Raw genomic sequence first — 12,988 nt, forward strand, 5'->3', positions numbered from 1 at the left:
CTGTTCAGCTGGTCGCGCTGCCGCGGCGGTTGGCCCGCCACAGCTGGTGGAGATGCTTGGCGCCCGGCCGCACGAAGCGCCCGAGCATCGTGAGGAACGGCAGCGGGTCGTCACCCGCGAACCAGGCCAGCTCGGTCCCGCTGGGCCGCTTCGGCGCGTGCGGTGTCGTATAGCCGCTGCGGCGGTAGGCGAGCAGGGCGGGCAGGTCGATGTTCTCCACGACATAGCGGTGGCCCGCCCGCTGTTCCCCCTCCGGAACGGCACGTCCGGTCAGGTCCAGGTGCATGGCGCGGACGACGTCCACCGCCGACTCGCTCTCGAAGAGCCGGAACTGGGCGCCCATGCGTGGATTGAAGTCCAGCAGTTTGTACTGACCGTCGCGCCGGTCGAAGCGCAGGTCGAGGTCGATGATGCCGGTGTAGCCGATCTGTTTGATGAAACGTGCGGCGAGGTCCGCGAGTTCCGGGTTGTCGACGACGTACGCGTTGGCCGTCATGCCCGCGTGCGGCGGCCAGGAACGCACCTTGACGCCGGTGAACAGGGCCAGCGGTGTGGAGTTGCGGTCGAAGTAGGCGTGCACGATCCAGTCCTCGGCCTCCTCTCGCGGCAGGTACTCCTGGAGGATCACCCCGGGCCGCTCACCCCAGTCACGGGCGAGGGCGAGCAGCCCTTCACGGGTGGCGATGCGCGTGGTGCCGTTCACCGCGGGCCGCCGGCGCCGTACGAACGCCTCGCGGTTCTTGGCCACCACCGGGAAACGGGCCTTCTCGGCGAAGTCCACGATGTCGTCGTACGACTGCGGGAAGGAGGCCTCCGGGCTCGCGATCCCGTGTTCCACGCACAGTTCGTGCAGGCCCTGTTTGCTGGCCAGCCGGCGGGGCAGGCCGGGCTCCACGCGCGGGAAGAGGAAACGGCCGAGGAGGTCGCTCTGATGCTCGGCGATCAGAACCGCCGCCTCCTCGTCGGTCGGTACCAGCACGGCGGGGCGGCCGATGCGGCGCCCGATCCGGATCAGTCCCTCGATCAGCCGGCCCGGGTCCTCGGTGCCGGTCGTCGGCCAGACGAACGCGCGGGTGAGGTACCGGGAGGCGGCCGCGGGCGTGTAGCGGTCCTCCGTGATGGCGTACATGGGCACGCCGAGGCGGCCCAGAGTGCGGATCGCGCCGACTCCGCCGTGGTGCAGCGGGTAGTCGCCGAACTTGACGATCAGGGCCGGTACCTCACGATCGGCCTCGAATGGCACATTGCTCGCGCTCCTGGCCACGGTCCCCCCACGCGTCCCCCAACGGACGCGACCCCACCCATCCCGTCCGTACTCGCAAAGGACGCTAAGCCGGAATGGAAGCCTCCGAGTGTCCCGTAACAGGACATTGCGAACTCTTTAGTCACCTTGCTGTCCCTGGAGGCACTGCCGCGACAGGCGACTCGGACGTAACGTGTGCCGCGACCACCTGCACCGCACGGCATGCGCGAGAGTGAGGCAGCACCTCATGCCCCCCTTCGATGTCCCCTTCGACGTGCCCGAGGGCGACCCCTTCGGCCCGCACAACCTTCCGTACGGAGTGTTCTCGCCGCCGGGTTCGTCCGACCGGACCGTCGGCGTCCGCCTCGGTGACCACGTCCTCGACGCGGGCGCGGCGGCCGCCGCCCTCGGTTCCCCGTACGTCTCCCTGCTCGCCCGGCCCTCCCTGGGCCCGCTCCTCGCCGCCGGCCGCACGGCCTGGTCGGACGTGCGGCGGGCGCTCACCGCGTGGGTGACCGTGCCGGCGCACCAGGAGGCCGTCGCGGGGTTCTTCCACCCGCTGTCGTCGGTCGACCTCCATCTCCCCTTCGAGGTCGCGGACTACGTCGACTTCTACGCCTCCGAGAACCACGCGCGCAACGTCGGCCAGATGTTCCGGCCCGACGCCGCCGACTCCCTGACCCCCAACTGGAAGCACCTGCCGATCGGGTACCACGGGCGCGCGGGCACGGTGGTGGTGTCGGGGACGGATGTCGTACGGCCGTCGGGGCAGCGGAAGGCCCCCTCCGACGCCTCTCCCGTCTTCGGGCCGTCCGTGCGGCTCGACATCGAGGCGGAGGTCGGTTTCGTGGTCGGGACGCCCTCGGAGCTGGGCCGGCCGGTCGCGCTCGGCGACTTCCGGGAGCACGTCTTCGGGCTGTGCCTGCTCAACGACTGGTCCGCGCGGGACATCCAGGCCTGGGAGTACGTCCCTCTCGGCCCGTTCCTCGGCAAGTCCTTCGCCACGTCGGTGTCGGCGTGGATCACCCCGCTGGACGCGCTGGAGGAGGCGCGGGTGGCACCGCCGGAGCGGACGCACGAGCTGCTGCCGTATCTGGACGACACCGCTTCCGACGTGGAACCGGGCGGTTACGACCTGCGGATCTCCGTCGCGGTCAACGGCCACGTGGTGTCGGAGCCGCCGTTCTCCACCATGTACTGGACGGCGGCCCAGCAGTTGGCTCACATGACGGTGAACGGGGCGTCGCTGAGGACGGGTGACCTGTACGGCTCGGGAACGGTGAGCGGGCCCTCGGCGGGCGAGCGGGGGTCGCTGCTGGAGCTGACCTGGAACGGCCGGGACGCGCTCGAACTCCCCGACGGGAAGCGGACGTTCCTGGAGGACGGGGACCTCGTGACGCTGTCGGCGTGGGCTCCCGGTCCGGGCGGGGTCCGAGTGGGGCTGGGGGAAGTGGCGGGACGCGTGGTGCCCCGGGTGGTGTGAGGCGTCCGGTGCTGTTCGAGTCCTGCCGCAGGGCGTCCGCTCACGGCATACTGGCGGCGGGCGGCATACGTGGGACGACGTACCGACCGCCCCGCAGCACCTCACCACCCAGCCCCACCTTCCCTGTCTCCGATCAGGATGCGGAGCCCGTGGCATGACTCTCTGCCTGCTCCTGCTGAGCACCGTCGCCGTAGCGGCCGCCGTGCCGGTGCCGCGTGCGCTCACCCGGTCCGCGTGGCCCGAACGGGAACCGGTGGTCGGGCTGTGGGTGTGGCAGTGCCTGGTCGCCACGGTGCTGCTGTGCTGCCTGACGGCGCTGGTGCTGGGGGCGGCGGCGGTCTTCCACACGGTCCGCGACCATGTGTTCGCCCCGGCGCCGCCGGCCGTGACCGCGGCGTACGACCTCTCGGCGGCGCCGGTCTGGGCGGTCGCCCTGACCCTGCTGCTGGCGGGCGGGGCCGCGTGGACCACGGCGATGCTGGCCCGTGAACTGGTCGAGGCCCGTCGGCGCCAGGGGCTCGCCCGTGAGCATCTGCGGGAGCGGGCGCCGGATCTGCCGGCCGGGCTGGGCGCTGTCGCGCGCGGTCCACTGCTGGTGCTGGAGGACGAGTATCCGGATGCCTGGTGGATGCCGGGCAATCCGCCGCAGCTGATCGTGACGACCGGTGCGCTGCACCGGCTGACCGATCACCAACTGGACGCCGTCCTCACCCACGAGCGCGGGCATGCGCGGGCCCGCCACGACTGGCTGCTCCATCTGTCGACCGCGCTGGCCACGGGTTTTCCCCGGGTGCCGCTCTTCGCCCACTTCTGCGACCAGACGCACCGCTTGGTGGAACTGGCGGCGGACGACACGGCGTCGCGGCGGTGCGGTCACTTGACGACGGCGTTGGCGCTGATCGAGCTGAACCAGCATCGGGGCGTGCTGTCGTGCTCCTCCAGTCACCGGTTGCTGGGTGAGCGGGTGGACCGTCTGCTGGAGCCGCCGCCGCGGTTGCTGCGCCGACAGCGGGCGCTTACGTCTGCGACGGCGGCGCTGGTGCCGTTGCTGCCCCTGCTGATCGTCTTCGGACCGGGGTTGTCGGCGCTGGTGTAGTGGGTCAGGTGGCACATGTCACCCCGCAGCCACAGAAACCGCAGGTCAGCCACCAAACCGTCACACCGTCAGGTGGCGCAACAATCCGGCAACACTGCTTTTCCTACCAGCTCGGTATGGTTCCAGCCATGCCACCCACCGACCGCATCCGGGACCACGCCGGCCAAGGCGCGACCACCGTCGCCGCCCGCGCCCGGCGCCGGCTGCGTGCGGACCAGGCACGACAACTCGCCGACCTCCTGCGCCACCAGCTCCTGACCGGCGGCTTCGAGGACGGCACCCTCCCGCACGAGACGATCCTCGCCACCGACTACCGCGCCTCCCGCAACACGGTCCGCCAAGCCCTGGACCTGCTCCGCGCCGAAGGCCTGGTCCAACGCCTCCCCGGCGTCGGCACCGTGGTCGTGGGCCAGAAGTACCCCCATGGCCTGGACCGTCTGATGGGCCTCGCGGAAACCCTGCACGAGCACGGCACGGTCACCAACGAGGTCCGCACCATGGGCCCGGCCCCCGCGCCCCACCCGGTGGCCCAGCGCCTCCGAATCGCCCCCGGCACCGACGTCCTCTACATCGAACGTCTGCGCCGCCTGAACGGCCTCCCCCTCTCCCTCGACCTCACCTACATCCCCCTCGACATCGGCACCGCCCTGCTCGGCGCCGACCTGGAGAACACCGACGTCTTCCGCCTCCTGGAGACGATCACCGGCCAGGGCCTCGGCCACGCCGAGATCACTCTGGAGGCGGTGAACGCGGACGCCCACTCCGCCGCCGTACTGGAAGCCCCGCGCGGCGCGGCCGTCCTGATGCTGGAACGCCTCACCCACCTCGCCGACGGCCGCCCCGTCGACCTGGAGTTCATCCGCTTCCGCGGCGACCGCATCACGATGAGCGGTCTGCTGCACCGCTCCCTCTGACCTCTTTCCGAGCCGTTTCCTGGAGACAGCCATGCCCTTGGCGCCCCAGCGGGCCGACGTGCCCGTGACCATCGACGAGTCGAAGTGCATCGACGGCTGCACGCTCTGCGTGGACATGTGCCCGCTGGACTCCCTGGCCATCGACACCAGCAGCGGCAAGGCCTACATGCACGTCGACGAGTGCTGGTACTGCGGCCCGTGCGCGGCCCGCTGTCCCACCGGAGCCGTCACGGTCAACATGCCCTATCTGCTCCGGTGAGAGGCCCTGAACTCCCATGAAACACAAACCGGTTGTCGCCGCACTGCTGCTGTTCGCGCCGCTGACGGCCTGCGGCAGCGCCCAGGCGGGCGACAGTTCCACGGTCACCGTCACCGTCGGCTACCAGTCCAAGACCATCAACACGGTCACGGCCGGAACGCTGCTTCGCTCGCTCGGCTCCTTCGAGAAGCAGCTCAACTCCCTCCACGACGGCCACACCTACAAGGTCGACTGGCAGGACTACGCCACCGGCGCCCCCATCACCGCCCAGATGACCGCCGGGAAGATCGACATCGGCTCGATGGGCGACTTCCCGCTCCTCATCAACGCGGCCCGCGGCAAGCAGCTCGGCAAGCCCACCCGCCTGGTCTCGGTCACCGGCTACAACCTGCGCGGCGGTCTCAACACGATCGTCACCTCCCCGAACTCGAAACTGGCCTCCCTCGGCGATCTGAAGGGCAGGAAGGTCTCCACCAGCGTCGGCTCCGCCGCCGACGGCACCCTCGTACGGGCCCTCCAGCGCGCCGGCATCGACCCCGACAAGGGCATCGAGAAGCTCAACCAGCAGCCCGCGGTGGGTGCTTCGGCCCTGTCGGCGGGCAGCGCGGACGCCCTGTCACAGTTCGTCGCCTGGCCCGGTCTGCTCACCTACCAGGGCAAGGCGAAGGCGCTCTACGATGGTGCCGAGCTCGACCTCCCCACCTTCCACGGCGTCACCGCCCGCGAGGACTTCGCGAAGCAGCGGCCGACGGTCCTGGAGGCGTTCCTCAAAGCCCAGGCCGAGGCCACCGACTACCTCAACACCCACCCGGTCGCCGCCGCCGAGTCGGTCGCCAAGGCCACCGGCCTGCCCGCAGAGGTCGTCTACCTCTACAACGGTGCCCACGGCATCGCCACCTTCGACCCGGCGATCAAACCCCAGCTGGTCTCCGCCCTGAAGCAGGACGTCTCGGTCCTGAAGGCGGCCAAGCTGACCGGAGACGTGGACGTGGACTCCTTCGTCGACGACCAGTACGTCAAAAAAGCCCTCGGGTCCGGCTACGCGGGCCGCCTCGCCCTGAAGCCGTCCGCTTCCGCGAGCGAGGTCTGGCCCAAGGGCGCCTCCAGGACGCAGAGCTTCAAGACGCCCGCCGAACTTCTCGCGTACGTCTCCGCGCACAAGGACGGCATCCGCGCCGCGTACGTCCCCGACGCCACCACCGGCACCCTCTGGTTCGCCGACAAGGCGGTCTGGGTGGCCGACGGCGACGAACTGCTGCCCTTCGTCGCCCCGGAGACCGCCCAGGCCTACGTCTCCGCGCACGGCGGCGCCCGGGTCGTCACGTACGCCGAGGCCCTGGAGCAGGCGTCGTGAGCGGGAAGGAGCGCGCGAGCCGGGGCCGGGGGGTGCCCCGGCTCGGCCGGTACGCGCTGCGGGCGGCCTCGCTCGCGCTCGCCCTCGGCGTGTGGCAGCTGCTGACCAGTCTCGACATCGACCTGTGGCTGCGCTTCTCGCAGTTCCCCACCGTCGCCGACGTGGCCCGCACCTTCGCCGACCGGCTGTCCGGCCCGGACTACTGGACGGACCTCACCGACAGCCTCACCCGCATCCTCACCGGTTTCCTGCTGGCCGCCGTGCTCGGTGTGGCGGTGGGCGTGCTCGTGGCGCGCTCCCGCCTCGCCGAGGACCTGCTCGGCCCGGTCCTGGAGGTCGTCCGCCCGATCCCGGCGATCGCCCTGGTCCCCGTCGCGATCCTGCTGTTCCCCTCCAACGAACAGGGCATCGTCTTCATCACCTTCACCGCCGCCTTCTTCCCCGTCCTGGTCTCCACCCGGCACGCGGTCCGGGCGCTGACCCCGGGGTGGGAGGAGGCGGTGCTGACCATGGGCGGCGGCCGGTGGCGGATCCTCGCCTCGGTCGTCCTGCCGGGCGCCCTGCCCGGCATCTTCGGCGGCCTGTCCGTCGGCATCGGCGTGTCGTGGATCTGTGTGATCTCCGCCGAGATGATCTCCGGCCAGTACGGCGTCGGCTACCGCACCTGGCAGGACTACACCGTCGTCAACTACGCGGGCGTCTTCGTCGGCATGGTCACCATCGGCGTCCTCGGCTGGCTCACCTCCACGGCCGTGGAACTCCTGGGGCGCCGCCTGACGCGATGGCTGCCGAGGACGTCGTACGTCGCCGCCGGCCGGACTCCGCGACGGGTGAACCGTGCCGTGGCCGCCGTGCCGGCGAGCCCCACGACCCAGGAGGGCGTGCCCCATGACCAGCTCGTCTGACGTCCGTTCGCCCGCCCGCACCGGCGCGGCACTGGCGCTGCGCGGCGCCGCCCTCGGGCGTCCCGACGTGCCCGTGCTCGACGGAGTGGACCTCGTGGTGGCTCCCGGCGAGATCCTGACGCTCGTCGGGCCCTCCGGCTGCGGCAAGTCGACGCTGCTGCGCACGCTGGCCGGACTGTTGTCGCCGCTTGCCGGGGAGGTCAGCCAGGACGGACACCCCCTGACGGGCCCCGCAGCCGACCGCGCCCTGATCTTCCAGGAGGACGCCCTCCTGCCCTGGCGCACCCTGCGCGCCAACGTCGAACTCCCCCTCGCCATCCAGGGGGTACCGCGTGCGGAGCGCAGGCGGCAGGCGGAGGCGTGGCTGGAGCGCGTCGGACTCGCCGACCACGCCACGCAGTTGCCGCACCGCGTCTCCGGCGGACAACGCCAGCGCGCCCAGCTGGCCCGCGCCCTCGCGGGAGCGCCGCGCGCCGTCCTCATGGACGAACCCTTCGGCGCCCTGGACGCCCAGACCCGCGCCGGAATGCAGGACCTCCTCGTCGAGGTGCTGCGGGGCACCGGGGCCACCGTCGTCTTCGTCACCCACGACGTGGACGAGGCCCTCTTCCTGGGCGACCGGGTCGCGCTCATCGGCTCCGGCCGCCTGACCGCCGTACGCGACGTGCCCCGCCCGCGTGACCGCACGGCGCACGACGACCCGGCACGCCTGGCGCTGCGGCGCGACGTCCTCTCCTCGCTCGGTACCTGAAAGGCCCCCCGGTGACCACCTCCGTGAACCCGCCCCTGGAGATCCCCGCGCTCACCGACGCCGAGGAACTCACCTGCGACGTCCTTGTCATCGGCGGCGGCACCGCCGGCACCATGGCGGCCCTGACCGCCGCCGAGCACGGCGCGGACGTCATCCTGCTGGAGAAGGCCCACGTCCGGCACTCCGGTGCCCTCGCCATGGGCATGGACGGCGTCAACAACGCGGTCATCCCCGGCCGCGCCGAACCGGACGACTACGTCGCCGAGATCACCCGCGCCAACGACGGCATCGTCGACCAGTCCACCGTCCGCCAGACCGCCACCCGCGGCTTCGGGATGGTGCAGCGTCTGGAGTCGTACGGCGTGAAGTTCGAGAAGGACGAGCACGGCGACTACGCGGTGCGCCAGGTCCATCGCTCCGGTTCGTACGTGCTGCCGATGCCGGAGGGCAAGGACGTCAAGAAGGTCCTGTACCGGCAGCTGCGGCGGCGCGAGATGCGGGAGCGGATCCGCATCGAGAACCGGGTGATGCCGGTGCGGGTGCTGACCGCTCCCGCGGACGGGCGTGCGGTGGGCGCGGTCGGCTTCAACACGCGTACGGGCGCGTTCGTCACGGTCCGCGCGGGCGCGGTGATCCTGGCGACCGGCGCCTGCGGCCGCCTGGGCCTGCCCGCCTCCGGCTACCTGTACGGCACCTACGAGAACCCGACCAACGCGGGCGACGGCTACGCCATGGCCTACCACGCGGGCGCCGAGCTCACCGGCATCGAGTGCTTCCAGATCAACCCGCTGATCAAGGACTACAACGGGCCCGCCTGCGCCTATGTCGCCAACCCCTTCGGCGGCTACCAGGTCAACCGGCACGGCGAGCGCTTCGTCGACTCCGACTACTGGTCCGGCCAGATGATGGCCGAGTTCGCGGCGGAGGTCGCCTCCGACCGGGGGCCGGTGTACCTGAAGCTGAGCCACCTGCCCGAGGAGTCGATCTCGTCCCTGGAGTCGATCCTGCACTCCACGGAACGGCCCACGCGAGGCACGTTCCACGAGGGCCGCGGTCACGACTACCGCACCCACGACATCGAGATGTACATCTCCGAGATCGGCCTGTGCGGCGGCCACTCCGCCTCCGGTGTCCGCGTCGACGACCACGCCCGTACGACCGTCCCCCGCCTCTACGCCGCCGGCGACCTGGCCTGCGTCCCGCACAACTACATGATCGGTGCGTTCGTCTTCGGTGACCTGGCGGGCGCGGACGCCTCCCAGTACGCGCCGTACGAAGGGGAGTTGCCGCTCGACCAGCTCCGCGAGGCGCACGAACTGATCTACCGCCCGCTGCGCAACCCGGACGGCCCGCCGCAGCCACAGGTCGAGTACAAGCTCCGTCGCTTCGTGAACGACTACGTGGCCCCGCCCAAGTCGGGGGCGCGGCTGTCGCTGGCCCTGGAGTCCTTCGAGCGGATGCGCACCGACATCGCCTCGATGGGCGCCCGCACCGCGCACGAGCTGATGCGCTGCGCCGAGGTCTCCTTCATCCGCGACTGCGCCGAGATGGCCGCGCGTGCCTCCCTCGCCCGCACGGAGTCCCGCTGGGGTCTCTACCACGACCGCCTCGACCACCCCCATCGCGACGACGCCTCCTGGTTCCACCACCTCGACCTGCACAAGTCCCCCTCCGGTGCGATGGAGTTCACGGCCCGTCCCGTGGCTCCCTATCTGGTCCCGATCGACGAGTTCACGCCCGTCGGCGGCCCCTCCCGGCACCTCGGCGAGGTGCACGCCGAGGTGGTGGCGACGGCGGGGGCGCGGGAGGTGGCCCCGGTCGCCGTCGGGCAGTTCGGTGCCACGAGCGACACGGCCGCCGACCGTGCCGGTGCCGACACCGTGACGGACACCCCGGTCTCACCCGCCCCGGTCTCTTCCGCCCCGGTCTCACCCCGTCTGCTCGAGCTCCTCGCCCTCGCCGAGCAGGAACCCGAACTCGCCGTCGTCCGCACCTACTTGTCCGATCCCGAGCCCGCTGTCCGCCGTACGGCCGTCACCGTCCTGACGGAGACCGCGCCACCGGGGACCGGACCGGTCCTCGCCAAGGCCCTCACCGACCTCGACCCCGGTGTCCGCGCCGCCGCGGCCGCGTCCCTGCGCGAACTCGTCGAGACTCTCCCGCCCGAGCCCGCCCTCCGCGAGGGTCTCGCCGCCGCCCTGGCCGAGTCCGACCCGGTCGTCCGCGCCGCCGCCCTGGACGTGCTGCGTGCCCTGCGCCTGGGCGACACGGAACTGTTCGCCGGGGCCCTCACCGACTCGGACATCGCCGTGCGTATCGAGGCCGTCCGCGCCCTCGTCTCCGTGGACGCCGCCGTGGAACTCGCCCAGGCGGCGACCACCGACCCCTCCCGCGAGGTCCGTGTGACGATCGCCAAGGCGCTGGCGACGGTGTCGGCGGAACGCCCCCTCGATGTCGTTCTCGACGCCTTGACCCGTCTCACCGAGGACACCGACGCCCTGGTACGGGGGGCCGCCTACGGAGCGCTCGGCACCACCGGCTGCCCCGCCCCCCTCGCCACCCGCGCCGTCGCCGCCCTGTCGGCCGCCGCCTGGCAGGTCCGGTCGGGTGCCGCGACGGCACTGTCCGCCGCCGATCCCGACGTGGCCGTCCCCGCCCTCGCCAAGGCCCTCGCCGACCCGAACGCCGACGTCCGCAAGGCCGCCGTCCTCGCCCTGACCCGGCACACGAGCACCGCCGACGCCCGCGCGGCCCTGGCCACGGCGACGACGGACTCGGACGCGGACGTCAGGGCGTATGCGGCGCGGGCCTTGTGAGGTGACGTAAGACCCGCGCGACACAGCCGTCGCCCCCGCGCCGGCGCCCGGCGGCGGCTATATCCAGTCGTCCTCGGGCGCCGGCTCGGCGTCCATCTCGGGCCAGTGGTCCGCGCCGGGATCCGCGTCACCGGCCTGGTCCGGTGTCTTCGCGGCCGCACCGCCGTCGGCCAGCCCGGCGAGCACCTCGATCACACCCTCCCCGTACGTCACGAGCTTCTTCTCACCGACCCCGCCGACGCTTCCGAGCTGCGTCACGGACGTGGGCCACACTGTGACGATCTCCCTGAGCGTGGCGTCGTGGAAGATGACGTACGCCGGGACGCCCTGCTCACGGGCCTGCTCGGCGCGCCAGGCCCGCAGTGCCTCGAACGCCGGCACCAGCGCCTCGGGCAGCTCGGCCACCACGGCCTTGGCCTTGCCCCGACCGGAAGAGGACGAAGAGCCCGTCTTGGCGGTCACCGGCTTCTTCGGTTCCTTGCGCAGCGGCACGTCCCGCTCCCGCCGCAGCACCGCACCGCTCGCCTCGGTCAGCACCAGCGTGCCGTAGTCGCCTTCGACCGCGAGCAGCCCCTGGGCCAGCAACTGCCGTACGACCCCTCGCCATTCGCCCTCGGAGAGCTCCTCGCCGATGCCGAACACCGACAGCTGGTCGTGGTCGAACTGGATGACCTTGGCGGTGCGCTTGCCGAGCAGGATGTCGACGATCTGCACCGCCCCGAACTTCTGCCCGCGCTCCCGCTGCAGCCGCACCACCGTCGAGAGCACCTTCTGGGCCGCGACCGTGCCGTCCCAGGTCTCCGGCGGTGTGAGGCAGGTGTCGCAGTTGCCGCAGCCCGTCGGCTCCGGTTCCTGGCCGAAGTAGTTCAGGAGCTGTCCGCGCCTGCACTGGGCGGTCTCGCACAGCGCGAGCATCGAGTCCAGGTGGGCGGCGGCCCGGCGCCGGAACGCCTCGTCGCCCTCGCTCGACTGGATCATCTTGCGCTGCTGGATGACGTCGTTGAGGCCATAGGCCATCCAGGCCGTGGACGCCAGTCCGTCACGGCCCGCGCGGCCCGTCTCCTGGTAGTAGCCCTCGACCGACTTGGGCAGGTCGAGGTGGGCGACGAAGCGGACGTCCGGCTTGTCGATGCCCATGCCGAAGGCGATGGTCGCCACCACGACCAGGCCGTCCTCGCGCAGGAAGCGGGACTGGTGTGCGGCGCGGGTGCCCCCGTCCAGGCCCGCGTGGTACGGGACCGCCTCGATGCCGTTGCGGGAGAGGAACTCGGCCGTGGCCTCCACCGACTTGCGGGAGAGGCAGTACACGATGCCCGCGTCGCCCGCGTGCTCCTCGCGCAGGAAGGCCAGCAGCTGCTTCTTGGGGTCGGCCTTCGGCACGATCCGGTACTGGATGTTGGGCCGGTCGAAGCTCGCCTCGAAGTGCCGGGCCGTCGGCATGTTCAGCCGCTGGGTGATCTCGTCGTGCGTGGCACGCGTGGCCGTCGCGGTGAGCGCGATCCGCGGGACGTCGGGCCAGCGCTCGCCGAGCACGGACAGCATCAGATAGTCGGGACGGAAGTCGTGGCCCCACTGTGAGACGCAGTGCGCCTCGTCGATGGCGAAGACGGCGATCTTGCCGCGGGAGAGCAGGTCCTGGGTGGCGTCCAGCCTCAGCCGCTCCGGCGCGAGGTAGAGCAGATCCAGCTCTCCGGCCAGGAACTCGGCCTCCACCACGCGGCGCTCGTCGAAGTCCTGCGTGGAGTTCATGAACCCGGCGCGCACGCCGAGCGCCCTGAGCGCGTTCACCTGGTCCTGCATCAGCGCGATGAGCGGTGAGACGACGATGCCCGTGCCGGGTCTGACCAGGGACGGAATCTGGTAGCACAGCGACTTGCCGCCGCCGGTCGGCATGAGCACGACGGCGTCGCCGCCGGCCACCACATGCTCGATGATCTCTTCCTGCTCACCGCGGAAGGCGTCGTATCCGAAGACCCGGTGCAGCGTGGCCAGTGCCTCGCTGTCGCTCGCGTCCGGTGTCCCGGTGATCCCTGGCATCTCGCTGATACCGCCCATCCCGCCCATAGTCCCGTCCCCCGTACGTCGTCCCTCGACCACTGCCTCCACGATAGGTGCCGGGACCGACAGCGTCGGAGTTATCCACAGGCCGGGCCTGTGACGTTCCGTG

General features: G+C 71.5%; 10 protein-coding genes. 8 read left to right on the forward strand and 2 right to left on the reverse strand.

All coding sequences use genetic code 11. The features are described from left to right. Positions 1-4 precede the first annotated feature (4 nt). Positions 5-1,243, reverse strand: coding sequence for a carboxylate--amine ligase (locus tag OG841_RS19710; RefSeq protein ID WP_328640325.1), 1,239 nt, complete (start codon positions 1,241-1,243; stop codon positions 5-7). Positions 1,244-1,490: 247 nt separating this feature from the next. On the opposite strand from OG841_RS19710, the gene fahA reads away from it, so the two are divergent. The 8 genes from fahA (at position 1,491) to OG841_RS19750 (ending at position 10,821) form a co-directional block, all read left to right on the forward strand. Then, positions 1,491-2,726: a fumarylacetoacetase gene (gene fahA / locus OG841_RS19715; protein WP_328640324.1), complete on the forward strand. Its 1,236-nt coding sequence runs from the start codon at positions 1,491-1,493 to the stop codon at positions 2,724-2,726. 154 nt (positions 2,727-2,880) lie between these two features. Then, positions 2,881-3,822: a M56 family metallopeptidase gene (locus tag OG841_RS19720; protein WP_328640323.1), complete on the forward strand. Its 942-nt coding sequence runs from the start codon at positions 2,881-2,883 to the stop codon at positions 3,820-3,822. A gap of 128 nt (positions 3,823-3,950) precedes the next feature. Further along, positions 3,951-4,736 carry a GntR family transcriptional regulator gene (locus OG841_RS19725; protein ID WP_328640322.1) on the forward strand — a complete coding sequence of 262 codons (786 nt, stop codon included), beginning with the start codon at positions 3,951-3,953 and terminating at the stop codon, positions 4,734-4,736. Positions 4,737-4,767: 31 nt separating this feature from the next. Further along, positions 4,768-4,995, forward strand: coding sequence for a 4Fe-4S dicluster domain-containing protein (locus OG841_RS19730; protein ID WP_018568287.1), 228 nt, complete (start codon positions 4,768-4,770; stop codon positions 4,993-4,995). Between the two features lie 16 nt (positions 4,996-5,011). Then, on the forward strand, positions 5,012-6,349 hold the full coding sequence (locus OG841_RS19735) for an ABC transporter substrate-binding protein (protein WP_328640321.1): 1,338 nt from the start codon (positions 5,012-5,014) through the stop codon (positions 6,347-6,349). Then, on the forward strand, positions 6,346-7,254 hold the full coding sequence (locus tag OG841_RS19740) for an ABC transporter permease (RefSeq protein WP_328640320.1): 909 nt from the start codon (positions 6,346-6,348) through the stop codon (positions 7,252-7,254). The genes OG841_RS19735 and OG841_RS19740 overlap by 4 nt, the downstream gene beginning before the upstream one ends. After that, positions 7,238-8,005, forward strand: coding sequence for an ABC transporter ATP-binding protein (locus OG841_RS19745; RefSeq protein ID WP_328640319.1), 768 nt, complete (start codon positions 7,238-7,240; stop codon positions 8,003-8,005). The genes OG841_RS19740 and OG841_RS19745 overlap by 17 nt, the downstream gene beginning before the upstream one ends. An 11-nt stretch (positions 8,006-8,016) precedes the next feature. Next, entirely contained in the window at positions 8,017-10,821 is a 2,805-nt protein-coding gene (locus OG841_RS19750) for a fumarate reductase/succinate dehydrogenase flavoprotein subunit (protein WP_371566309.1), read from the forward strand. A 57-nt stretch (positions 10,822-10,878) separates the two neighbouring features. On the opposite strand, the gene recQ is transcribed toward OG841_RS19750, so the two are convergent. After that, positions 10,879-12,885: a DNA helicase RecQ gene (recQ, locus tag OG841_RS19755; RefSeq protein WP_328643622.1), complete on the reverse strand. Its 2,007-nt coding sequence runs from the start codon at positions 12,883-12,885 to the stop codon at positions 10,879-10,881. Positions 12,886-12,988 lie beyond the last annotated feature (103 nt).

The organism is Streptomyces canus, from assembly GCF_041435015.1.
In the GTDB taxonomy this organism is placed as follows: Bacteria; Actinomycetota; Actinomycetes; order Streptomycetales; family Streptomycetaceae; genus Streptomyces; species Streptomyces canus_G.